Source organism: Bradyrhizobium genosp. SA-4 str. CB756, from assembly GCF_000473125.1.
In the GTDB taxonomy this organism is placed as follows: domain Bacteria; phylum Pseudomonadota; class Alphaproteobacteria; order Rhizobiales; family Xanthobacteraceae; genus Bradyrhizobium; species Bradyrhizobium arachidis.
The window spans coordinates 1,884,383-1,907,597 of the sequence record NZ_KI421499.1 but is presented as its reverse complement, the minus strand read 5'-3'; the positions used below and the strand labels follow the sequence as shown (position 1 = coordinate 1,907,597).

Here is a 23,215-nt window from a genome sequence, read left to right as displayed (position 1 = left end):
GGCGACAGCCGTCCTTACCGCCCAATTCCGCGCCTGATGTCGATTGCCCAGGATATTCCCTCCCCGCCCACCTGCCCGGTGACCAATTGCCCGCGCGCTCGCTCCAGCACCGGCCGCCACGGCACCAGCGCGAACTCATGGGATCGCTCGATCAGGGCGAACCGCCCGCTGTTCAGCGTCAGCATGCGCCGGTAAACGCCCTCGATCTTGTCGCCCGCCTTGACCTCGACATGTTCAAGGCCGGTTCGCGTGGATATGTCGGCCGCAGTCCTTGCTAGCTCGCGCGCCTCGAGCGTCTCAAGCATATTCCGGGCAAAACGGATCTGGCCGCCTTCCTCTCGCGCCTCTCGCGCCAGCCCCTGCTCGATCAGCCATTGCCGTCTTGTTCGGAGCGCCGTCTCCACCTCCGCCCCAAAGCCGGTCGATGCGAGCCCATCGGGCTCCCTCCCAACAAGCTTGCGGTCGAGCCAGGTGGCACCCAGCGCGTGCGGCAGATCCTCGAGCCGTTGCCATGACAGCACCGCGGCCCGCACCGGATTGCGCGTTTGCTGGAGCTTCCCGTATTCAAGCGCCCGGTCCAGATAATCCCGTCCTACGCTCCAGCTGCCATCGGCAAGGCGGCTGACCATCCCCTCGCGCCCCATCGCCTCCAGGCGCCGCACGTGGGTTCCGACAAATTCGCCCGACGCTTGCGGATCGAATTCCCGGTGCAGACGATCGCTGTAGATGCCGCCATGGCGGGCAGCGACGCTAGCGATCGTGCGATCGATTGCGCGCGGCTCCGCGACGCGCGCCCGGAGCTCCAGGATTGTGTTCCGGACGGGCGCCTCTTCGTTGGCTCGAAGGCTACCGATCTCGGCATAGTGTGTCCGTCCGTCCACCCCATCGATCACGACATAGCGGCGCTCCGTCAGTTCGTCCGCAAACCCCTCGCCGACGACCCGCCCGACCAGGCGATGCGCGCTTCCTTCCGGATCGAAGATCGCATAGTCGCTTGCCGCCCGCCTAACTCCTGCCGCAGCCATCTCGCGGTGCATCGTCTTGATGATGTCGCCGCGTTCCCCCATGCGTCTGAGCTTCGGCTCGAGCTCAGGGGCGATCCGCCAGCGCCCCGGCTCGGCCTCTTCCGCCAACCCCATCCGCTCCAGGGTTCGCAGCCGTCCGATCCGCGCCGTTTGCCAGCTAGGCTCCCGGCCCGACAACGCACCCAACTCAACAGCTCCGCTAGAGACATCTCGCAGGATGCTCCGGTCAAGCCGCGTGAGCCGCTCGGCCGTGACCTCCTGCTGAAGCTTGCGCGCGACCTCGATCCCCGTTTCAGGACCGAGCTCTCGCGTGACGAGTTCCGCAGCCCGCGACCGAAAGCCATGAGCGATATAGTCGCGCGCGATGACGAGGTCGTTTCCTTCGCCGTCCTTGCCGCGCAAGACGATGTGCGTATGGGGATGGCCAGTGTTGAAATGATCGGCAGCAACCCAGTCGAGCTTGGTGCCGAGATCCTGCTCCATCTGCCGCATGAGGTCGCGGACGAAGGGTTTCAGGTCCGCCAGCTCAGCGCTGTCCTCCGGTGCCACAATAAACCGGAACTGGTGGCGGTCACCGGCGCTGCGTTCCGTAAAGCGCTTGCCGTCGGCGCGGTCGTTGCTGACGTCGTATAGCTCCCCCGGCTCGCCCTCGCGCGTGACGCCGTCGCGCTGGACGTAGCAGAGGTGAGCTCGCACGGCACCTAGGTCGCCGGACTTGATCCGCACGATCCGGGCCTTGACCACGACCCGGCGTTGACCCTGGCTTCGCCCGCGCCCGGCCAGCACCGCACCTTGCGCGTGGCCGCGGCCGATGCGGCCGCCTGAGAACGACGAACCTGTTCGCACACTGGCGCCGGCCTTGGTCGCCTCCTGGCGGACGCGTCGAAGATAGCTGGTCGCCCTCCGGGCCCTGCGGTTGCCGATCCGTCCAAGCTTCACTTCGAATTCGTCGTCGATTTCTCGCATCGCCCGCGTCCGACGTTTGAATGAGCCGGCGATATGTGAAGCCGAGGGGCGTTCGCCAAGACGCAGACGCAATTGCCCAACTTCGCCATTGCGTTGGGTCGAACATGGTGACAACGAAGATACGGAGAGCGCTAAATCTTGGATGTGCAGACAACGGCTTAGGCGCTCCGTAGCGCCAGTGCTTTTATCTTGCCCTCCCGCTTTTTGCTTTCCTAGCGAAAGAGCCGCCGCGACTTGGCAGTTGACTTGTGAAGCCCCGCTGTTCGCGCGCGCTCGCGATAGCGATCGTTACCCGAAGGGGCCGAGACACCCGTAGGGTGGCTCGGTGAGGAGCGCAGCGACGAGTAGAGCGCGGGCCGGAGGCATCGCCCGTATTGCCATCAGCACCGCGAATTCTTGCCCGCGTGAGCGAAGATCCTTTAGTAGCAAACCCGAAATTCTTAGCATCGTGACCGTGTTGCAGCGTTTCGAATGCATACCGAATGTCCGTCACGGGGCGCCAGCGAGCCTGGAAACTGACGGCTGATATCACGAGCTACCCGATGTGCAGCCGCCGGCGCTTACGCTCCTGCTCCGGCCTCTGATCTCGATAAATCAACCTTCTTGAGTGCGCGCAGCTACTCTCCGCCGGCGGATTTGGCGCGCGCGCAAAGCTTGTGCGCGTCCGAAAAGGGCGCGCACAAGCTCTGTTGTTCTTGATGTCAAAGATCCGGACTCCACGTCCAGATCGGCCGCGCGACACCCAGGATATCGCAACGCAGGACCGGGCCGAAATAGCGCGAGTCGAAGGAATTGGGGTGGGGCTGCAGCAGGAAATATTCTCCCTCCACCAGCCTCATGCAGCCCTCCCAGGCCGGCAGAGGCCGCCCTTTCCGGTCCTTCTCGAGCACCTCGGCGGTAACCTTGCCGTTGATGGAAATGGTGCCGATCGGCGCCTTGGCGCGGCAGATCTCGTCTCCGCCAGTCGCCTCGACCCGCTTCAGGAGCGGCACGGGCATTGGGAGGATCTCGTGCGCGATGATCAGGAGCTCGATCCCAGGAGGCGGCTTGAAGACCGCGAGCTCGCCGCGCGCCGGCAGCCGCTGCTCCAGATAATAGAAGCCGAGCGGCGCGCTGCCGGTGGCATTGTAGATCAGCACCGGCACCGCGGGGGCGGACGACATCAGGAGCGTGATGATGCCGGCGCACATGGCCGACAGCGTGGAGGCCTGGCGCCAAAGTCTCGTGCGATCAATCGGCATCGGAGGTCGACCTCCTCTTGCTCGCATGCGACCATTCGACGAGGTCTTCAATGTGATAGCGGACATAGCGTCCGTGCTTGCGGTAAGCCGGTCCGCGCCCTTGCACCCGCATCTTTTCCAGGGTGTTCTTGGTGAGCCTGAGCCAGGCGGCCGCCTCCACCGTGTTGAGGAACGGCTTGTCCGGTTCCTTGTCGTCAGTTTTCGTGGTCATCCAACTTTCCTTCCCGCATTCAGCACAACCAGAGAATGCGAAAAGAAGCGTCGTCAGATCGGGCGCGTTTTGGGGAGTGGCGAAGATTGAGGCTTCTTTTTCGCCATCCCGCGCGAGCAAGAGTCGTCAAAAAGAGAACGCAAAATGCGATCAGCCCAGAAGATCGCGATAGCCGCCCTTCATCAATTCGGTGCCCTTTGCAACGAGGCGTCGCGTGCGATCACGCAAAAATTGACTATGTCCGTGCCATTCTTCAGTAACTTTTTTCTCTCCAAAGATCGCAATTGCGATTTGTCGGTACGTCTTGCCCTTGAGGCTCTCATCGAGCGCGACAAGAGTATGCTGAAGGCGTTCGTCGCTCGGAAGAGAAGATCTTTGAATCGCTCTAAAATCGACGTCAGTGAAGCGCTGCAGACGCTTCAAGAGTTCGGTTTGAGCTGAGAGATCGTCGAGGTCATGCAGTTCAATGACCGGCACAAACGGCGCTGTCAGGTTGGAAAGACCGCTGATTTCGAGAGGAACGCAAATGCCACTGCGCTTCATCACGATCAGCGGGACGCCATCGGCATTGATGACCGCCTGCCGACGGGCGTTGAAGTCGGCGAGTCGACGTACTCTCGCCTCTTCGCCCTCGCTCGGCCTCGTCGCTCTCAACCGCACCACCCGCTTCAAGGCCTTGGCATGCCAGAACACATTCGCCTTGTGAGCGCAGAGTTTTGGATCGGCGAACGCGTGCAATCCCCACTTCTCGGCGCGCCGGAACCGTCGCCTGAGCCGCAACAGCTTGGTCCCATCGCGCAGAGTGATGCAGGGCACTTGCTGGGGTACGGAGCTTCGCCAGTCAGCGATGTAATCGGCATTCCGTCGTAAAAACTCCCACGCCCAATCGCCGCCGTCGTAGTCGGCGTGATCGTTGGAAGCCCCCTGATCGTCGCCGCGACCAGGCCTCGAACTCACCAAAGGATTCAAATTGCGCCCCAGCAGAGTGCTTTTGCCGGATCGTTCCGGCCAAATGAGGCGGGAGCGCGGCCTCCCGGCGAACCGCTCTCACCGACCGCCGCACGTCAGTCCACCGAACTTCCGGGTCAGGCAAAGATGACTGGCGTTATGACTGACGGAGCAACCGAGAAGGGACAGGTTGACTAGCCCGCACTGCGTGCGCGGTTTTGCGCAATGTGGTCCTGCTTTTCATTTGGAGATGGTTCGATGCGGGACGCGCAAGCCTGCCTACTAATTGCCACCTCGCGTCAGTTGAGCCCACCGATCACGGTCGGCATCACCTTCGACAACAGCACCGCCGTCGAGGTCAGCGCCGACAGACAAACAGCCGCTCGGGCGAGACAAATACGCCTCAGCGCGACCGCCTGCGGTTGTGGAAACGCTCTGACCGGGTCCGCCATTGTCGGCTCCACAAGGCGCGCATTTGCGCGAGGTCCGACCTATAGGATGAGTCGCGGCCACCCTATCGGCCTAAATTTGCGGCTGGCCCGATTGACTCTGAGACGACTCGGAACCCGCCAAATCGGCGCGCGAATGAGCCTTCTCACACCGAATCGGGGCGGCCAAGGGCAGGTAAATAAAGCCTTAACCGCTACGCTGGTATGGGCGATTTCGAGCGCCTTATCGGGTGACGCAATTGCTCAGCGGCAAGGCTTTGCATTCCCGATACCCCCCGAGGCGACCGGCGAATTCGGGCGGCAGCTGGTCGAGGCTACGCGTCGTCAAGGAGCAGCTCGCGTAAGATCCACCATCCTCCATTGGCCCGACGTGACCGGAGCGCTTGCCGTGGACGCGGAAGCCCCGCCCGGCGGACCGGACGGGGCTTGATGGGCGCTCTTACTCGCTGTTCTTGCGCGGTCGCGACCACAGCAGAGTGTAGCCTTCACCGCCTTCGTCGTCGAACAGGTTCGCGTAGATCGGCGCGTTGAACGAGGGGTCGTCGAGCTTGAGCGAGAGGTAGCCGCGCCCCTCTTCGGAACGCTTCGACCAGGCCGCGCCGATCTCCGCCCGGCCCACGTAGATGCGGTGGCTGGGTGCGTTGTCGTTGGACCGGTTGGCCTCGGCGACGATCCGGACGCCCTTGGCCTGCAAGCTCAGGGTTACGATCTGGCCCTGGAAATCGTCGCCGACCTTCTTGAAAGAACCGATGTTAGCCATGTCCTTCTCCTGTTGTGTTTCGAGCCCGCGACCACCGCGGCCTCGATGGCGATCTAGGGCCGAGGACGATCGGCGACGCACCCGCTCGGGCCGGAGCGCAGCGGAGGACGTCGTTGTGGCGACTTTCTTGTCTCGCGAGGAATGGGCGAAGCCCAGGGGAAGAAAGTCGCCAGAACGGCGTTGCGGCTCAGACGATCGAGGCGAAGCCGGTCTTCGGCCAGATCAAGCCATCAACGAGGCCACGTGTTGTCCGCGTGCTGAATTACAATCTCGGGAGAAGAAGCCGCGAATCCCGGTCGTGCTGGACAAGAGGCGGCTACGATTCGGCGCAGAACGAGAAACAATCTGCCGCAAAGGGCGGCATCGTCCCGGCAGGTCTAGTCGAGTGCAGTACGCCGCTCCACCGCAGCTATGTGGGCCGGACGGAGACCAGTACGGCGTCTTAAAGCGCTCCGAGGGTGGTCCGGTTACCTCTTGCTCAAGCTCGTAGAACCCCTCGTTCAACGTGCCGATCTGTGCGACCTTGCTCGACTGAGGCTGGCGACGAAGCGTCACCGCTCATCTCTGGCGACTGTGAGAACTGGGTCGAGCATACTCTCCAGCACCCCACCCGACTCCAGCGGGCAGGTGTCCACGAAAAAAGGTCAAGCGCGTCCATGCTGTGCCGCCGATGCAAACCGCACCTCCGCAAGCGAGGGCCTCGCGCCAAGCCAGCGAAGGCACCCCGATCTGCGACAGGGCGAACATCACATGATACCCAGCGATTGCCGCAGGGACTGCGAATGCGGCCGCGATCGCGATGCGCAAGGTCCGGACCCGACTGAGCGCAACGTTGAGCTGACCGACAGAAAGCGTTAGGGTGCCGGAGGCCAAGCCGATAAGCAGCGCGCCGACGACGCCCGCACCATGACGAAATACAAACATCCCGACACTGAGTGCGACGAAAAACGGCAGGGCATACACTGTGAGGGCAAAGATCACCCAGCAGAACAGACTCACACCAAATATGTTGAGAACAAGCCCAATGGCGAGCATGGTGGTGGCTCCATGTGCATGGATTTATCAATCGCGCCTTCCACCACCACGGCGCAGACTCTTATTTAGAAACCGGAAACGAGGCGGAGTTGCGGCAGTTGCAATTCCGCTTTGACGCGTGGAGTCGAGAGGACGGCGCTCACGCGCCGCCGAACCTCCAGACCGGGATGCCGAGCCGCTTCGCCTTGTCGGCGAGGTTGTCCTGTATGCCCGTGCCTGGGAAGTGCATGACGCCGATCGGTAGGAATTCGAGCATGGCATCGTTGCGCTTGAACGGCGCTGCCTTAGCGTTCTTCGTCCAGTCGGGCTTGAAGGCGATCTGGGCCACTTTGCGGTTGGTCGCCCATTTCGAGGCGATCAGTTCGGCACCCCTCGGGGAGCCGCCATGGAGCAGGACCATGTCGGGATGCTTGGCATGAACCTTGTCGAGACGATCCCAGATGAGGTGGTGGTCGTTGAAGTCGAGCCCTCCGGTGAGCGCGATCTTCGGCCCTGGCGGCAACATGACCTCGGTCTCCGCGCGGCGCTTGGCCGCGATAAAATCGCGGGAGTCGATCATCGCTGCGGTCAGGGTACGGTGGTTCACGAGTGATCCCGATCGGGGACGCCATAATGAGCCGGTCTGGGTCTCGAAGCGCTCGATGGCCTGGTCACGGAAGAGCTCCAGGCAGTTGCGGCGCTCGATCAGCGAGATGCCTTCCGCTGTCACGCGCTCGAGTTCGACCGATCGAATTTCGGAGCCATCCTGCTCGCGCTGACTCTTCTGTTGCGCCTGTTCGTTGTCGTCGAGTTGGCGACCGATGCGGTCGACGGCTCGGTGGAACAGGTTGACGGTCGACCAGAGCAGATCGTCGAGGTCTGGTTCAAGCCGGGTGTCGCTTAACGTGGCGACCAGGGCATCGAAGATGTCTGCGACGGCACCGGTAATGATCCTGCCCTCGGGAAGCGGCCGTGGATCGGGCTGGTCGTCGAAGGGGCGGTAACCGAAGAGCTGCAATTCCGTGAGAACGTGTTCGGTCGGAGATGCGTCGTGCGGCGGTTCGATGTCATCGTGGTCGGTCATGGAGGCGATCCTTTGCCGGATCGGCCGCGACCATCGCGGCCTTCGTGGCGATCACTCAGACGGCAGGCGGAACGAGCCAGAACCCAGAGCAGAGCGGAGGGCCGAAGCGCAGCGGAGGATAGCGGAGGCCGGCTATTTTGCTTCGCGATGCAAAGCGCGCCCGCCAGATAAATAAAGTGTCTTCCTATCGCCGGCGCGCGGCGGAAAATAGCCGGTCGCAGCCATTGCCGGCCCGGACCGCCTGTCGTCCGATCGCCCTCTAGAAGGCCGTGGTCGCGTGCTCTTCCGACATCGACCTTCGCTTTGACCGACCTAGTAACGCCGGTCGAACACGCCGAGCTATTCCGCGGTTGCCATCGACGAATGCAGGAAGCGGATGACGTCCTCCGGGACAAGTTGAAGCCGCAACGCTGCTCGCAGGGCATCAAGGCCGAATATGTGCAGATCTTCGTTGAAGTCTCCCAGCCGGGGCGACAATGCGATCGCTTCAATGCCGGCGGCTTCTGCGCGCTGGGTGAGAATAGCCTGTACGGCATCTCCGGCGACATCTGCGTCACGGGCGATATAGAGTCGACGTAGGCCAGACGGCAGCAACATGGCTGAGAGGTGATTGGCTGAGAGAGCAGCAGTCATGGGCAAGGTCGGTAGTACATAACGCAGCGACAGCATAGTCTCGATCCCCTCGCCCGCAGCAAGCACGTCGTCCACCACGCCGAAGCGGACGGCGTTACCAAGCAGGTCGCCCATGGCCCGTCGTGGCGTGTCGATCGGGGCCTTGCCGAGCCGCACGTCATCAAAGCCGTGTGGATCTAGCCAGGTGCGATGCACGCCCGTGATCCGTCCCTCGAGGTCCGTGACAGAGCCTATCATCGCCGGCCAGGTTTCTGTCGGCAAATGCTCATCCGGTCGATAGTAACAACGAGGATGGAAGCGCAAGCTGCCACCATGGCTGATGCAAGTAATTCCGCGACCCTGCAAGTACGCCTCGGCTAACGTCCCTTCAATCGGGCTGGATATCGCAAAGAGCCGACGAGCGGCTTCCTGCGATCCGGCCGGCGCGACCGAACGAATAGGTTTCGGAGCGATTTGCAGTTCTGAACGAGGAAGCTTGAGAAACCGCCTCGCCTCCTCGGCGACCTCGCGAAAGTCTCGCAAGGCAAGGCTTTCGCGAATGATGTCGAGGAGATCGCCATGCTCCCCGGTCGCGGCATCGGTCCACTTGCCGGCGGGGCCCTTCGTCGATTCCTGGAGCCGCACGAACAGCGAGCGGCCCGGCGTGTTGTGGACGTCGCCGACCACCCAGTACCGCCCTGCTCGCTTGCCATTGGAGAGATAGTGTCGGCACACCGCCTCAGCCTCACGCGCGAGACGGCGTGCCAGTTCGGAAGCATCGTGGGGCATCACGCGGCCTCCCGCGCACTGATGCGCGCCACTGGATAGGTGTCGAGCACCCTCGACAGGATCTCGACGCCGCTCGCGTCCGTGGGCACGAACATGCGGAACTTCCAAGAGATGATCTCCCCAAAGAGGCCGTAAGCCCGGAGGCGATCGCGCATGGTGTCGCTGAAACCCGATAGCTCGATGCGGTAGGCGCCCATCACCCGGACGCGGCGAAGCTGGAGCTCCTCCACGAGCTCGAGGACGGTTCGTCCTTCCGTCAGCGCAGCAAAGGCGGCGTCCGGTGTCAGCGAAGGCGCGTCCGTCGCAAGGACGTTTGCGACCCACGCGGCCGAAACCTTGCGTCCGATGATGCGTTCGCCCGTATCTGTCTGGAGCCGATAGACGCGGGTCGATTCGTTCGGTAGCCGCTTCCAGATCGGTAGCAGCAAGCCCGCCACGACGTGGATCGTGGATTCCGTGAACTCGGAGACCTCCGCAAGCTCCGCCAGCCAGGCCGCGGCAAAACGTTCACGGTCCACCTCGGCCCAGTGGCTTTCCGCCATCATGTTCAAGCCGACCGTGTGCTGCTGCTCCATCGGCCGGATCAGGCGGACGCGCCGTTCGATCTCGCCGTCGTCGAGCATGACGCTCCCCGCGGGCACCTGCACGGCGGCACGTCCCGAGCGCTCATTGACCAGCAGGACGGCCTGACGATCGGAACGACGGGCAAGAGCGTCATCCAGACTCATCGGATGATTGCGCTGGCGCTGGGTGATGGTGAGCAGACAGGTCTCGGCGCCAGTGCCCGGATGGACGTAGATCGTCTGCCGGTCAGTGACGACAAAGCTTTCAGCGCGGAGCGTTTCTAACCCGACGTCGTAGGTACCCGACGCGACCGCGCCGTCGATCCGAGCGGTCAACAGCTGCTCGAAGGCGGTGAAGAGGATATTTTGTAGGTCGATGGTGAGCGCGAGCAACCTGTTGAGGAAGGTCGTAATCGGCGGCAGGTCGTCCCTGAGCCCATTGGCGTCAGTCAGCTTCAGGCCGGTCGCATCCTCGAACCGTTCGAGCGAACAGCCATCGACTTTGTGTCGAACAAGCAGCGTATAGAGTTGACGCAACGCGTCACGCCCGTACTGGCTTTCGAGATTGTCCTCGGGCCGGAACAGGCCCTGCCCTCCGGTCTGGCGCTGGCCGCGCGTAATGGCCCCCAACGTATCGAGCCGGCGGGCAATGGTGCTGAGAAAGCGCTTTTCGGCCTTTACGTCGGTCGCGATGGGACGAAACAATGGTGGCTGCGCTTGATTGGTCCGGTTTGTGCGGCCGAGGCCCTGGATCGCGGCATCGGCCTTCCAGCCGGGCTCGAGCAGGTAATGGACTCGCAGGCGGCGATTCCGGGCCGACAGTTCGGCATGGTAGCTCCTCCCCGTGCCGCCCGCGTCGGAGAACACAAGGATCCTCTTGACGTCATCCATGAAGGCCGAGGTCTCGGCGAGGTTGGCCGATCCGGCTCGGTTTTCGACCACCAGCCGGTCGCGCTTGCGCACGATGCGGCGCGAGCGGCCGGTGACCTCGGCGACCATGTCGGTGCCGAAGCGCTGGACGACTTGATCCAGCGCGCCGGGTACCGGCGGTAGCGAGGCAAGCTTGTCGATGAGGCGGTCACGGCGTGCGACGGCTTCCCGGCTCTCGACCGGCTGGCCGTCGCGATAGACAGGCCGGGAGCAGAGGTTACCTTCAGAATCGGTGAAGGGTTCGTAGAGCTGGACCGGGAAGGAGTGGGCGAGGTAGTCGAGAACATACTCGCGCGGGGTGATGTCGACCTGGACGTCGCCCCACTCTTCGGTCGGGATCTCGGCGAGCCGGCGCTCCATCAGCGCCTCGCCCGTCGAGACGATCTGGATGACCGCGGCGTGTCCAGCCTCAAGATCGTTCTCGATGGATCGGATGAGCGACGGCGTCTTCATCGAGGTTAGGAGGTGACCGAAGAAGCGCTGCTTCGCGCTTTCGAATGCGGACCGTGCCGCGGATTTAGCGTGCCCGTTCAGCGTTCCCGTTGCGCCTGTGATGTTGGCGGCTCGCATCGCCGCATCGAGATTGTTATGGATGACGCTGAATGCACCGGCATAGGCGTCGTAAATGCGAACCTGCTCCGGCGTAAGCTGGTGCTCCACCAAGTCGTACTCGACGCCCTCGTAAGAGAGCGAGCGGGCCGCGTAGAGGCCGAGCGCCTTGAGGTCGCGCGCCAGCACCTCCATTGCCGCGACGCCGCCCTCCTCTATCGCCTCGACGAACTCCGCGCGCGTATCGAACGGGAAGTCGGCTCCACCCCAAAGGCCGAGGCGTTGGGCATAAGCGAGATTGTGGACCGTGGTGGCGCCCGTCGCGGACACATAAACCACGCGGGCATTCGGCAAGGCGTGCTGGAGCCTGAGACCCGCGCGACCCTGCTGAGAGGCCGCCTGCTCACCGCGCTCGCCCTTGCCGCCGACCGCATTTTGCATGGCGTGGCTCTCGTCAAAGACGATCACTCCGTCGAAGTCCGAGCCCAACCATTCGACGATCTGCCTGACGCGCGAAAGCTTTTCGCCGCGCTCGTCGGTCCGTAGCGTAGCGTAGGTGGCAAAAAGGATGCCTTCCGAGAGCCGGATCGGGGTACCCTGGCGAAACCGAGATAGAGGCGTAACCAGCAGGCGCTCCATGCCGAGCGCGGACCAATCGCGCTGCGCGTCCTCGATCAGCTTGTCGGACTTGCTGATCCAGACCGCACGGCGGCGACCCTTCAGCCAGTTATCGAGCAGGATCCCCGCGACCTGCCGCCCCTTGCCCGCGCCGGTGCCATCGCCCAAGAACCAGCCGCGGCGAAAGCGGACGGCATTCTCTGCGTCGTCGCGCGCGGCCGCCACGACATCAAAGGTCGAGTCGACCGCCCAGGAGCCCGCGAGAAACTCGGAATGCGCCTCGCCGGCATAGATGACGCTCTCGAGCTGGGCATCCGATAAAACTCCGTCTGCCATAACGTTGACCGGCAGGTGCGGACGATAGGATGGCTTCGGTGGCGCAACGGAAGCCATCGCCGCCGACTGCACGAGCTTGGTCGGGTGTGCGCACGATCCCGGAATACGGATCGACTGCAATCCATACTCCTCGTAAAGCGCATCGGTCAGCCGGGCGCCTTCCGGCGGCGACCATTCGACCGTCTCGTACGTAACTTCGACACCTTCGGGCGCTCCGTTTGTCAAAGAGGGCAATGAGCGCGGTGCAACGGCGCTAGTCGACCGTAGCATAGCTGGCCGCCTGAGGGCGGCGATCTCCATTGGCGCAGCGACGGGCAGCCTTCGAGGCACATGCTGATTCACCCAGTCAAGCAAGGTAGCGACATCACCCGCCATGCCTGGCGAGGCGGGAAAAGCGATCGGATCGGCAGCGGGCAGCTTGTCGATCACAAGCAGCCGTGTGTCGATTTGTGTTCCGTGCTTCGCGTAAACGGCGCCGTCGATCGCCGCAGAAAACACCAATCGCCCGCGTTCCTGGAGCCGCACAAAGGCATCTCGCCATGCCGGGTTATCCGGCGCGAAGCTTGCGCCAGTGATGGCGACGAGGCGTCCACCGTCGCAAAGACGCGCGAGCGCCGAAGCGATGTGCCGCAGGGCCGCGTCCGCCATCCGTCGATCGACCTTCGCCAGTGCCGAGAACGGCGGGTTCATCAAAACAACGCTCGGTGCGACGCTCACGTCGAGGTGGTCATCGATCTGAGCAGCATCGAACCGCGAGACCTTAACGCCCGCGAATAGATGAGCGAGCAGCTCCGCACGGGCCTCGGCCAACTCGTTCAACACCAAGGCGCCGCCGGCGAGCTCGGCAAAGATGGCGAGCAAACCGGTGCCCGCAGAGGGCTCGAGAACGCGATCGGCCGGCGTAACGCCGGCTGCGGCGCATGCCGCCTGCCCGAGCGGGATCGGCGTCGAGAATTGCTGAAGCGCCTGGCTGTCCTCGGAACGTCGCGTGTGGGTCGGCAGACAGCTCGCGATCTTCGCGAGCATCGGCAGCATTGCTGCCGTCGACCCAGCCTTGGCACGCATCGCCGGGCCGAACTTGCGAAGGAACAGAACGGTTGCCGCCTCGCAGACCTCATAGGCGGTCTTCCAATTCCAAACGCCGGCCGTGTCGGAGGCGCCGAAAGCAGACTCCATGGCACTACGCAGAACAGCGGCATCGATGCGCCGGCCGCGTTCGAGCTCGGTCAGGACCTGTCGCGCGGCCCTGACAGCGGCAGAGGTGAGATTTGCAGCGGCACGCATCGAGAGCGGCGTGGCGACGCCGCCGGCAAGAGATTCGGTCATGGCAGGAATTCTTTCGGAGAGCAAGAATGGGTCGAACCATCAGGCGCTCTCCTCTGACCCCGACGGCTCAAACCCTTCCCGGCCCGGCTCTCCCTCTGCGCGCTCGTCCATAAGAATGGGGACCAGCGCTGCGCAACGGTCCCCAAGCAACCGCGGGACGGCCAAAGCCGTCCCGCTCTGTGATGATCACTCAGCCGCGTCGAGCTGTTGCGGATCTTCGTCGCCGACGGTCTCCTGATCCTCCTCGTCGGCGAGGAATTCAGGCAGCGAGCCTGCTTCGCCCTCCTGCTCCGCTGGCACTAAACCCGGATCGATGAGACGCAGCGGCTCCGGCAACCAGCCCGAGCCGTCTAGCAGGCGCTCGGCCTCCTTGGCCATGTCGGCCTTCTTCAGGTGGTCGATCAGTTGCGCCGACGGCTCGCCCTTGGCCTCCCGCACCGCCTCCAGAATACGCGGCTTCGTGACCCGGCCGAGATAGTTGTCGACCGTCGGTCGCCAGCCAGCCTGCACCATGTCGAGCGCGACCGCCCGCGCCAGCACATCAGCCTGGTCGAGACGCGTGCGTACGCCCTGTGCGGAGACGCGGCTCTGATTGTAGCGATTGGCCGGCTCATAGACCGCGTTGACGGCAAATGATGCACAGTGGGCGAACAATGATGCCTGTGCACCACCATCGAGAGCCGTAAGCGCATCCCAGAGATCGTTCTCGCTCTTCGGCAACCGCGCCTTCCAGGCCTCATGTCGCGCCTCGACGGCCTTGCCGGAGACGCTTTCTCTCAGCCCTGGAGCTTGAGCTGGAAAGTTAGGCGTGCGAAGGCCGATCTCAAGACAGCTCCCGGATGATGCGAACCGGTAAAAGGCCGTCAGCACGAAGTTGTGCAGTACCGCCTGAAACGCGACCGCAGGATTTTCTGCCAGCGCATCCCGCAGTGCCAGCGTCCGATGCGCCGTCAGCTCGGTGATCAGCCGATCCGGCAGAGGCTTGGCCGCGTCTTCATCGTCAGCCTCGGCATCGGGAGCGCTACCCGCGACCGCGATCACCGTGCGCTGGACGGAAGGGCCCTCTTCTTGACCTTCGGTCGACGACACGTCGGCGTCCTGCCCGACATCAGGATCAGATGCCGGCATCTCGTCCTCTGGCCGAACGTAACCCCGGTACACGGAGAGGCGTCCTTCGGAATCGATACTGATGAAGACACCAGCTCGGGCGATCTCTGTCGGTTCGTAAAACATTGGCCGGTCTTCGAAAGCCGCCAACGCCGACTCGATTTCGCCGAGACGCTGGTCGACCTCGTCGGGCAGCTCGTCTGCATCGTGATAGTCCGATTCGAGCTTGGCCTGCTCGGCGTTCAGCGCATCGATGGTGGCCTGCTCCTCAGGCGAGAGGTCGACAGGTCTGCCCTCGATTTCTCTTAGGCCTTGGGTGTGACCGTAGGGGAACTCTACGGCGACCGATATCCACTTCCAACCTTCCGCGGCAATCGTCTCAGCCTCGGCCTTGAGCTTTTCGGTTACGAGGCGGTCGAGCAGCACGACGTCCTGAAGCCAGCCGCCGTCGTCGTGCTCGAACAGATCCCGCAGAACGCCGCCGCCCGCGTTCTGATAGGCATCGAGGCCCACAAATTGGGCGCGGCGATCGGACCCGCGTACGGTGTTCTCGGTGAGCAAGCGCCGGATCTGGTAAGGCTCGTCATAGCCGGAACGGTTGACATTCTCCCAGACTTGCTCCTGGCGGGCGTGATCGGCCGTGACCGAGAACGCCATGAGCTGCTCGAGCGTCATGCCGTCTTCGGCATAGACCTCATGCAACTTCGGCGACACCGACGCCAGCCGCAGCCGCTGCTTGACAATCGCAGGGTTCACGAAGTGCCTGGCGGCGATGTCTTCCTCGGTCATGCCGAGAACGCGGAGAGTCTGGAAGGCGCGAAACTGATCGAGCGGGTGCAGACCGACCCGCTCATCGTTCTCCGCCACCGAATCGTCCGCGGCGATGCCCCCTTCACGCACAACGCACGGCACCGCCTGCGTTTTGGACATCCGCTTCTGTTTCACCAGAAGCTCGAGGGCACGATAGCGCCTGCCGCCCGCTGGCACCTCGAACATGCCGGTCTCGTTGCCATCTGCATCAACGACGGCCCGGACGCTCAGACTTTGCAGAAGCGTCCGCTGCGCGATGCTCTCGGCTAGCTGCTCGATCGAGACACCGGCCTTGACCCGGCGAACGTTCGACTGGCTGAGCACGAGCTTGTTGAAGGGAATGTCCCGGGAAGGCGACAGCGTGATCTTTAGTACGGCTTTCGTCATTTTGGCTCTCCACGACGGGCGGCCGTGAGACTCTCTCTCGGCTTCCAACCCGTCGCAAACAGCCTGCCCTCCTCTCACTCTCGCGCGAGGCCAGGCATCACGCAGCCTCGTGATCGGCGACAGCCGACTCCAGCGATGCGGGCTCAATGGAGCCGGGAACGAAGCCGAGCAAATAGTCCGCGGCCTTGCTCGCCTGCGAGGCGGCACGCACGATGGCCCGATTATCTTCGCGCAGGACGTCGAGCCAGGAGCCGATATAGTCAGCATGGCGCACAGTTGGGACGATCCCGAGCGACGCGCAGCTGAATGCGGAACTCAGCTCGGCGACCAGCTCTTCGAAGGCATATTTCTTTGTACCGTACGATCCGCTCTGGTCGCGATTGAGGCGCGAGGAATGCCCGGTCGCATGACCGAGTTCATGCAACGTCGTACGGTGCCAGTTGATGGGTTCGAAATAGGCCTGCGGCGGCGGGACCTGCACGAAGTCCTCGGCCGGTGCGTAGAATGCGCGATCGCCGCCAATCCGAAAGGTGACCCCGATAGCCTTGATCAAAGCCTCCACCGTGGGCTCGATCAGCCCTGCCGGTGGTGGCGGAGCCGCGGTAGCGATCTCATTGGGGAGTCCGGTGCATTGGTCCGTGTTGAAGACGGTAAATCGCTTGAGAAATGGAATGGCCTGTGCATCTTCGCCGGTCTCGGCGGCGCGTCGCTTTTCGTCATTCGGCACGAAGAGATCAGCGTAGAGGACCGTGGTGCCGCGCTCTCCCTTGCGAACATGGCCGCCGAGCGAGAGGGCCTGACGAAAGGTGAGCCAACTTTGACGTGTAAATCCGCGCTCAATCACGGCTCCCCAGAGCATGAGGATGTTTACGCCACTGTACTGCCGGTTAGTCGATGCATTTCTCGGCATGGCCAGCGGCGCTTTCGCCGCGGCCGTACCCCAGGGTTGGACCCAGGGGACGCGTCCGACCTCAAGCTCGGCAATGATCCTGTCGGTGATTTCGCTATAAAGGTTCGCCCGGTCCTGGCCGGCGCGCGCGCGAAAAGTAGGATTTGACATCGCGGGTCTCCGCGACGGGCACCGCGAGCCTCTCTCGCAGCTTGCAACCCGTCACGGAAAACCCAGCCTGCACTCTTACTCTCAACCTCTTCGCAATCTGCCAGGCCACAGGCCTGGAACGGCGTGCGCCAGGGGCGCATCGCCCATTAGAAATGGCACCCGGAGAGCGTGAGCATAGCGACCCGAAGGGGCACGCGGGTCCGAGTGCAGCGACGAGACCGGTTCAGTAGCGGCACCCGGGAACGGGGCAGTGATAGCGGTCGCCGCAGGCGAGCCCCTTTCCCGAGTGCCCCCGGCGAGGAGCACCAGAGCTCTGGCGCGAGGGATGGAAGCCGCCAGGCCGAGACGCTGCGCGGCTCGGTTCACGAGAGCCCGGTGCCGCAGCGGCACGCGCGCAAGCGGAAGATTGCGCTGGTTGGAAGATCAGATCTCCTCGCGCGCATTCGTTTGCGCGTCATAGATCCTGATCTGCAGCATGGGAAAACGCTTCTTCAGTTCCTCGCCACCCGTCCTGGCGCCGTCTCTGGTCGCAAATTCGGCCTTGAGCCGGCCATCGACTTCAAGCCCGTAACCAGAGGCCGGCAATTCATGCGTGGTAGCAACCATTTTATTTCCAATGTGTAGCGAGGTCATTGAGAATGATGAGGTAGCGTGAGTCGGATAAACCGCGCTAGACTAGCACCGCCCGCAAAACTGCGGTGATCGGCCATCATGCGTTGTCGATCGTCATGCGTGGCCCGCATCAAGGATGCGCACCTGCGTCGTCGGAACAGGCAGACGGCTTGCCGCCGGTGCGAATGCATGCGCGATAGAGCCATGGCTCGACGTAGCTGCCCTTCCAAAGTCCCTGGCCGGTGAGCTCGGCCTCGCGGTGAACTTCGTGATATTTGCCCTTGGAGTATTGAGGCCAATCCAGCGCCCGACCGCTGCGCACGAGCCATTCAGCGAGATCCCTGCCAGCGACCGAATAGGCCGCGACCGTGCGGCCATACCGGTCGAGCCTGACCGGGACACAATTCGCTGGGCGCCGCCCAATGAACGCGTCAAGATCATTGGCGGCCTGCGCACCGCAGCGATAATGCAAGCTGTCTTCGCCGCGGCACAGCTGGGTCGTCTCCGGTGCATCGATACCCCAAGGCCGGATACGGACTCCATGCATGTCCAACGTGTCGCCATCGATCACGCTGGCCCGTCCCACAAAATCATCAGCCAACGCTCCGCTCGACAGAATGGCGAGGGTCAGGGCGATGGAGGTCGACGCATTGCATTGCCCTGTGGCTACCGCAAATCTCGCGGATTGAATTTCGGCCAGTCCGATGACTTCAGGGCCGGCAGTTCTCGATCCGGGGTGTCGCCATCGGCTCCTGCTACGGACGATATGTCTCCTCACGAAAGCAGCCCAATTATCCTTTGGCGCACGACGTCATCGCGGAGAGCGGCCGTCCATTCCAGGAGTGCTTGGCGGATCGTCGTCGCGATGATGCCATGGTGGGCGAGCCGGGCAAGAACGAGGGAGCGATCGGCTTCATGACGGTCCACTGATAAGTCCAAGAGCAGCCGAATGTCGTAGCCGCACCGCGCTCCCTCCAATGCCGCGATCAGGACCTCTTCCTCCAGGAACGCTCCGCCCAGGAAAACGACACCAGCGCCGGATTGAGCAAGCTGATCCACAATTCGTGGATCTCGCCACAAGGACAAGGAATCGATGTCGAGGTGCTTGATCGAAGCGGTGATCTGATCGGATAGCAGGTTCTGATCATAGTCGCCGACCGCGATTTGGGACACTCCAAACACGTCCCCGCAAACCGGCAGCAACGCCAGACTTCCGGCTCGGCGAAGATCGAATGGCCGATCGGCCACCCTGCCGCCCCGCGTCAAGTTCAAGAAAATCAGGCAGCTGTGACGCGGGTCGGCCAGCATGATTGTAGACCCCTCCGTCCTGAGGAGAGATCAGGCGGCCTGGCGATCCGAACAGGCCGGGACGAGAACCGGTCCGTCAACGCCCGCCTGCCGGTACATCGCATCGAGTGCCTGATCCGAATCGTGAAGGAAGCCCGCCAGGGCCATGGTTGGCCCGACCGGCTGCGGTTCAGACAGCCGCTCCAAGGGCCAGCCGGCCCGTCTTAGAATGCGCTCCATCCGGGCATCGGTAACAGTCACAATCGATCGCGCGCCTCTTGCGCGTATCGTCTCGAGCATCGCTGCGAACAGCACAAAGGTTGCGCGGTTGAAGCCGTTCGTGCCGGGCTCGACGGAGCGCATGGTGTCAACGCAAAATCGTGAGCTCTCCAGGATACGCTCATCGCTCGGCGCCGGCTTGTTGCCCAGCAGATTGGCGAAAGTATCAGCGAGCATTGTCGGTCCGGTCGTTGGCAGCAGCCTGACGCAGCCGAGGACCTCGCTCTCGTCCGAGACGGCGAGAAGATAAGTTGGACTCAGGGCATCATAGACATCGATTTCCAGATCTCCTGAGACCGAGACGCTCCAGTCAAGCCGATCCTTGAAGACCCGGCGGCGCAGACGATACATCGATGTCAGCAGATCCAGATGGCGACCAAATTGGGACGTGTGAAGCGCGATGGCGTGCATGCCGACCTCCTCAGATTATCCGGGAGGCCTTGAAACCAGAAAGCGCGCGGTTGATCGCCTGTCAGATTTTGCAGGCGGCTTCGCACGTGTTGGATCACACTAGACCAGTCTGGATAGGACACAATGCAGCCTTCGTCTGGCCGGTGCGGGCCAGTGCAATCTCGTCGGCATGCGTGATCGAAAGTCGGTCAGCTCAACAGACCACGACCCAAGGCTATCGCCACACACTGGGCGATTGAAGCCGCGCCTAGTTTGCGCCGCGCGTTTTCAAGGTGAAAGACAACTGTGCGGGGTGCAATTGCAACCAGAACCGCAATATCTGCGGCGGTCTTGCCCTGGGCCGCCCATGCAAGGCACTGGCGCTCGCGCTGGGTCAACTCACCTTTGCTGAGCTGGCGCGTCGCGAAGGCAGCGTCCGGGCGAGCGGCGACGTGCACGTGGAAATACAAACCGGCTTGGTGGATGATGTCCCGGGACTCGCCAGCAAGTCGATCGATATCGATCTCGCGATCGCCCGACGCCAGGGTGAAGGCTGCCATTCGCCCGAAACCGCCTCTTATTGGCACGGTGATTCCCGATCGAATGCCAAAGGTAGTCGCCTCATCAAAGAATTGACGCTGCGCCCGCGAACCGACCGCAATGCGGCCCTCTCCTCCCCAACTGAACAAGTCACGCTCGATCCTGGCACGGAGGACCACCGGATCGAGTTGCTGATACCCAAGATGAAAGTAGCGGCTGGTCCAGGATTTTGGATAGGATGAAATGAGCATGGGCTCGTTCCCGCTCAAGCGCAAATAGGCAAATCGCTGAAATCCAAGCTTTTCAGCCAGCCGCGTCGCGATACGTTCAAATGCGTTCGCATCGCCAGCCGTCTGGATTGCGTCAATAAACTCCTGGAACGTGTTCTCGATCGAATTCATTCTGTTCGAACCGTGTCGGCATTTCGCTAGCCCCTTCACATCAAGTGCTCACTCTTGATGAGATCTGCTGCAATCAAGTGGTCATTGCAGCTAGGCCTCTGCCGTCTCTGGCACGCAGAGAGCATCGACGCTTCTGCTTGCAGGGTCGGCATGACTTGTTCGTCTCTGGTCCCCATCGGTGTTCAGATCGTGCGCCTGTCTCTGCCGGTTCTGGGCGTAGATGCCCTGGCCCTTGATATCGTGCGGGAAGTTGACCACGGCCGCCTCCGAGACGTTATCGTGCGCGACCAGCGCGCCCTCGACTTCCGCGGTGCCCGTGCAGTGGCTGTGGACATTGATGTCGTTGTCGACGCGGCCGGGGATCCAGGAATAGGCCTGGGAGCCGCGCCGGCGGCCGGCACCCGTACAACACTTACCCTTGTAGATAGAGAAATAGGTCCGCTCGAAGCAGGTGTGATCGCCTGTCTCTGGCCCGGCCATGATCGCGTGGGACAGAGATTGCCGGTGGTCTCGCCCTCCAGCACCTTGCCGTCCGCATCGACAATCTCGGGCGCAACGCCGAAGAACGGCTGCGTTTCCGAGGCCGGCTTCAGCTTGGTCGCGCCCGGCAGCGGCCTGATCAGGATGCCGCCGGCCTCGGTGGCGCTGTCCATCAAACCAACGAGAAGAGCCCCGACCATTGTCCCGTGGAAACTGCCCAACCCGCGATCTGAGAATATCCCAGCTCCGGCTCCTCAGATGAGCGTCGGCGACCAAGGCTCCTCCAATACGGAGAGCTGATTGCGTATTTTACGGATACGAGCGAAGCCCGGAAAATTGAGATGCATACCGCCGATGAGAAGGTTGTCCGCAGCAACCATATCCAGCACTCTCTTTCGCGTTTGTGCCGCAAGGACGGGATCAACATCAAAAGCGATCGTCACTTCAGGTTGGACAACCTGGATATTTGGATAGTGAACAATATCTCCCCATAACAGGAGGCCCTCGTTCCCGGAATTAATGCGGTACCCACAGTGCCCCGGCGTATGCCCCGGTAAATGGACTATATTGATTCCGGGCAGCACTGCTCCCTCCGACACGGCTCGAACCCGTCCTCGATAGGCATCGAAGACATTCCGCGCAAGATGAAAGAAAGGGACCGCGGTCTCGTGGGCTTGACTAAGATGCCCGTCGTCCATCCAAAAGCTGAGCTCCATTTCATGGAGCACGAGTTCCGCGTTTGGAAATATCCGTGCCGAATTCGACGCACCCAACAAGCCACCGAGATGGTCCGGGTGAGCGTGGGTCAAAAGAACCGCATCCACCTGCCTCGGATCGATATTGGCCGCAGCCAGACCAGATTGAAGGCGCCCGCCCCAGCCATTTATTCCGCCGGCGCCGCCATCCACCAGCATTGTTTTGCCCCCGCCTTCAATGACGTAAACTCCAAGCGCCATCACCGATGATCGGGGTCGCCCAGAAGCGGCGATCAGTTCCGCCGCATCCGCAGGAGCTATTCCGCTCAGCAGCTCGAAAGGCAGATCAAGATAGCCATCGCTGATGGCAGTAACGATATGGTCTCCGATGCGACGGCGATTGAGACCGGCCGCCTGCCCATCCAGAATTTTGGTCACGGGTGCTGCTCTCCATAGGTCAAGTGATTCGTCATGATCTCGCTCGTCGCCTTCGTTCCCTGTGAGGACGCACATGCTCGGGCGAGACGCTCCGCTTCGAGCGCTGACGTTTCCGCCGCGATAACCTTATGGAAACTTGTCTTCGCTTGCGAACCGACTAAACGATTACGGTCGTTGTTTTGCCTTGACGGGATCCACCGGAGCTATGGGCGTCCATATATTGTTGAATAGCCGATGTCAGTTCCGGGACCGACAGCTGACCATCATCACCGGCAAGTTTCTTGAAATCCTCAGCGATGGTTGCGTACGAGTTCGTTTGCTTGCCTGGGTTCGGAGCGGTGAAAGCCTTCTCGGCATCCTGCAGGCTAACCTCGCCGTTGGACCCAATGCTCTTCGCTATCCGATTGGCGATATCGGCGGCGGTCAGCCAAGGGCCGGCCCCACCAGTCCCCGTCGACCTGACGGTACTCGAGGATCGAGATCCACTGTCCGTTGATTGGTCAAGCGTCAACTCAAGCGCCATATTAGGCGCCACGACCGACTTGCCTTGCGCGCTGAGAAGTGCGGCAAACGTGTCGATCGCCAGATAATCAGGGCCCGCGCTGGAGTTCGATGGCTGATGGGTGCCGCCGCCTCCATCGAGCGGCGTTGGTGCGCTCTGTGCGTCTTTTGAATTGGTGACCAATGGTTGCTGAGACCGTGATGGCCTTACCATGCTGTAGTAGGGCGATTGCGACGAGGCGCTTGGGATATTCATCAGATTTCCCCTTTTTAATTTGCTGGAGGTCAGCGACGCCAAACGGGAGCAATCCTCGTCGCGATCGCCTGCGTCCGAGACCGGATGCGAACATGATCCATGCGAATCAACTCAACCAGAAGCCACTATAGCTACCAGTCTGTAGCTTTCCAAAGAGTAAACAGCTGTCGAGGTAGACGAAAATGACAAAGGGACTTCAAGAGATGAACCGCCCGTAGAGCAAGCGACGCGAGTGTGCGGCGGTGCTTTGAGTGGGATTGCAATCCCTTCGATTTGTTCATGCTGCTGCAAGTGCCTGCCACTCTGACACCTGAGATCGCCTTTTCCAGCCCGACGGCATTTGCAACAAAGCAATCCTTCGTCCACACGATCCACTTCTCCAGGCGAACTGCAGCTGCCAAATCGACAACCGTTTCGGCGCCGCGGCCGCTTGTGAGCTCAAAAGGCGTTTCGTCTCGGCTGCCGTGCGATCCAACCAAGACTTCGGAAGAAAGAGCGTGCGAAGGTGGTCCGCATGATCGAATGTCGCGTCCTGGCGATGACGCAAGCGC

19 protein-coding genes and 1 pseudogene are annotated in these 23,215 nt (G+C 62.2%); all 20 read right to left on the bottom strand.

The annotated features are described in order from the left end of the window. Positions 1-14: 14 nt before the first annotated feature. On the bottom strand, positions 15-1,991 hold the full coding sequence (rlxS, locus tag BRAGE_RS0109440) for a relaxase/mobilization nuclease RlxS (protein ID WP_027559877.1): 1,977 nt from the start codon (positions 1,989-1,991) through the stop codon (positions 15-17). 701 nt (positions 1,992-2,692) lie between these two features. After that, positions 2,693-3,232 (bottom strand): S26 family signal peptidase, encoded by a 540-nt coding sequence (locus BRAGE_RS0109435; protein ID WP_051377759.1) that lies wholly within the window; start codon positions 3,230-3,232, stop codon positions 2,693-2,695. Beyond that, entirely contained in the window at positions 3,222-3,443 is a 222-nt protein-coding gene (locus BRAGE_RS0109430) for a helix-turn-helix domain-containing protein (RefSeq protein ID WP_027559878.1), read from the bottom strand. Before BRAGE_RS0109430 ends, BRAGE_RS0109435 begins: the two co-directional genes overlap by 11 nt. 150 nt (positions 3,444-3,593) lie before the next feature. Beyond that, positions 3,594-4,412 carry a DUF2285 domain-containing protein gene (locus tag BRAGE_RS0109425; RefSeq protein WP_141263351.1) on the bottom strand — a complete coding sequence of 273 codons (819 nt, stop codon included), beginning with the start codon at positions 4,410-4,412 and terminating at the stop codon, positions 3,594-3,596. 278 nt (positions 4,413-4,690) lie between these two features. Continuing rightward, on the bottom strand, positions 4,691-4,843 hold the full coding sequence (locus BRAGE_RS54350) for a hypothetical protein (protein WP_156950842.1): 153 nt from the start codon (positions 4,841-4,843) through the stop codon (positions 4,691-4,693). Between the two features lie 436 nt (positions 4,844-5,279). Beyond that, complete coding sequence (locus tag BRAGE_RS0109420; protein WP_027559880.1) at positions 5,280-5,600, bottom strand: DUF736 domain-containing protein; 321 nt, start codon at positions 5,598-5,600, stop codon at positions 5,280-5,282. Between the two features lie 558 nt (positions 5,601-6,158). Next, positions 6,159-6,635 (bottom strand): hypothetical protein, encoded by a 477-nt coding sequence (locus BRAGE_RS48120; RefSeq protein ID WP_347336524.1) that lies wholly within the window; start codon positions 6,633-6,635, stop codon positions 6,159-6,161. Positions 6,636-6,774: 139 nt separating this feature from the next. Next, entirely contained in the window at positions 6,775-7,698 is a 924-nt protein-coding gene (locus BRAGE_RS0109410; RefSeq protein ID WP_027559881.1) for a DUF2493 domain-containing protein, read from the bottom strand. Between the two features lie 339 nt (positions 7,699-8,037). Then, positions 8,038-9,099, bottom strand: a complete 1,062-nt coding sequence (locus BRAGE_RS0109405; RefSeq protein WP_027559882.1) for a DUF7146 domain-containing protein — start codon at positions 9,097-9,099, stop codon at positions 8,038-8,040. Next, positions 9,099-13,421 carry a strawberry notch-like NTP hydrolase domain-containing protein gene (locus BRAGE_RS0109400; protein ID WP_027559883.1) on the bottom strand — a complete coding sequence of 1,441 codons (4,323 nt, stop codon included), beginning with the start codon at positions 13,419-13,421 and terminating at the stop codon, positions 9,099-9,101. Before BRAGE_RS0109400 ends, BRAGE_RS0109405 begins: the two co-directional genes overlap by 1 nt. 186 nt (positions 13,422-13,607) lie before the next feature. Next, on the bottom strand, positions 13,608-15,725 hold the full coding sequence (locus BRAGE_RS0109395) for a ParB/RepB/Spo0J family partition protein (protein WP_027559884.1): 2,118 nt from the start codon (positions 15,723-15,725) through the stop codon (positions 13,608-13,610). Positions 15,726-15,822: 97 nt separating this feature from the next. Continuing rightward, on the bottom strand, positions 15,823-16,785 hold the full coding sequence (locus BRAGE_RS0109390) for an ArdC family protein (protein ID WP_027559885.1): 963 nt from the start codon (positions 16,783-16,785) through the stop codon (positions 15,823-15,825). Positions 16,786-17,208: 423 nt separating this feature from the next. Continuing rightward, entirely contained in the window at positions 17,209-17,391 is a 183-nt protein-coding gene (locus BRAGE_RS0109380) for a hypothetical protein (protein WP_027559886.1), read from the bottom strand. Positions 17,392-17,527: 136 nt separating this feature from the next. Further along, positions 17,528-17,998, bottom strand: coding sequence for a thermonuclease family protein (locus BRAGE_RS0109375; protein ID WP_231164072.1), 471 nt, complete (start codon positions 17,996-17,998; stop codon positions 17,528-17,530). Positions 17,999-18,171: 173 nt separating this feature from the next. After that, positions 18,172-18,705: a hypothetical protein gene (locus BRAGE_RS0109370; protein ID WP_027559888.1), complete on the bottom strand. Its 534-nt coding sequence runs from the start codon at positions 18,703-18,705 to the stop codon at positions 18,172-18,174. Between the two features lie 30 nt (positions 18,706-18,735). Further along, entirely contained in the window at positions 18,736-19,374 is a 639-nt protein-coding gene (locus BRAGE_RS0109365) for an acyl-homoserine-lactone synthase (RefSeq protein ID WP_035729523.1), read from the bottom strand. Positions 19,375-19,562: 188 nt separating this feature from the next. Then, positions 19,563-20,294 carry an autoinducer binding domain-containing protein gene (locus tag BRAGE_RS0109360; RefSeq protein ID WP_027559890.1) on the bottom strand — a complete coding sequence of 244 codons (732 nt, stop codon included), beginning with the start codon at positions 20,292-20,294 and terminating at the stop codon, positions 19,563-19,565. Between the two features lie 213 nt (positions 20,295-20,507). Continuing rightward, positions 20,508-20,935, bottom strand: a pseudogene (locus BRAGE_RS0109355) (AMP-binding enzyme); the annotation flags it as partial. A 93-nt stretch (positions 20,936-21,028) separates the two neighbouring features. Beyond that, on the bottom strand, positions 21,029-21,907 hold the full coding sequence (locus BRAGE_RS0109350; RefSeq protein ID WP_231164073.1) for an MBL fold metallo-hydrolase: 879 nt from the start codon (positions 21,905-21,907) through the stop codon (positions 21,029-21,031). 157 nt (positions 21,908-22,064) lie between these two features. Further along, positions 22,065-22,706 (bottom strand): hypothetical protein, encoded by a 642-nt coding sequence (locus BRAGE_RS0109345; protein ID WP_141263349.1) that lies wholly within the window; start codon positions 22,704-22,706, stop codon positions 22,065-22,067. Between the last annotated feature and the right edge of the window lie 509 nt (positions 22,707-23,215).

Excerpts from the sequence above, each read along its gene's own strand:
- rlxS (WP_027559877.1), bottom strand. The coding sequence starts at position 1,991 with ATGCGAGAAATCGACGACGAATTCGAAGTGAAGCTTGGACGGATCGGC.
- BRAGE_RS0109435 (WP_051377759.1), bottom strand. The coding sequence starts at position 3,232 with ATGCCGATTGATCGCACGAGACTTTGGCGCCAGGCCTCCACGCTGTCG.
- BRAGE_RS0109430 (WP_027559878.1), bottom strand. The coding sequence starts at position 3,443 with ATGACCACGAAAACTGACGACAAGGAACCGGACAAGCCGTTCCTCAAC.
- BRAGE_RS54350 (WP_156950842.1), bottom strand. The coding sequence starts at position 4,843 with ATGGCGGACCCGGTCAGAGCGTTTCCACAACCGCAGGCGGTCGCGCTG.
- BRAGE_RS0109420 (WP_027559880.1), bottom strand. The coding sequence starts at position 5,600 with ATGGCTAACATCGGTTCTTTCAAGAAGGTCGGCGACGATTTCCAGGGC.
- BRAGE_RS48120 (WP_347336524.1), bottom strand. The coding sequence starts at position 6,635 with ATGCTCGCCATTGGGCTTGTTCTCAACATATTTGGTGTGAGTCTGTTC.
- BRAGE_RS0109410 (WP_027559881.1), bottom strand. The coding sequence starts at position 7,698 with ATGACCGACCACGATGACATCGAACCGCCGCACGACGCATCTCCGACC.
- BRAGE_RS0109405 (WP_027559882.1), bottom strand. The coding sequence starts at position 9,099 with ATGCCCCACGATGCTTCCGAACTGGCACGCCGTCTCGCGCGTGAGGCT.
- BRAGE_RS0109400 (WP_027559883.1), bottom strand. The coding sequence starts at position 13,421 with ATGACCGAATCTCTTGCCGGCGGCGTCGCCACGCCGCTCTCGATGCGT.
- BRAGE_RS0109395 (WP_027559884.1), bottom strand. The coding sequence starts at position 15,725 with ATGACGAAAGCCGTACTAAAGATCACGCTGTCGCCTTCCCGGGACATT.
- BRAGE_RS0109390 (WP_027559885.1), bottom strand. The coding sequence starts at position 16,785 with ATGTCAAATCCTACTTTTCGCGCGCGCGCCGGCCAGGACCGGGCGAAC.
- BRAGE_RS0109380 (WP_027559886.1), bottom strand. The coding sequence starts at position 17,391 with ATGGTTGCTACCACGCATGAATTGCCGGCCTCTGGTTACGGGCTTGAA.
- BRAGE_RS0109370 (WP_027559888.1), bottom strand. The coding sequence starts at position 18,705 with ATGCTGGCCGACCCGCGTCACAGCTGCCTGATTTTCTTGAACTTGACG.
- BRAGE_RS0109365 (WP_035729523.1), bottom strand. The coding sequence starts at position 19,374 with ATGCACGCCATCGCGCTTCACACGTCCCAATTTGGTCGCCATCTGGAT.
- BRAGE_RS0109360 (WP_027559890.1), bottom strand. The coding sequence starts at position 20,294 with ATGAATTCGATCGAGAACACGTTCCAGGAGTTTATTGACGCAATCCAG.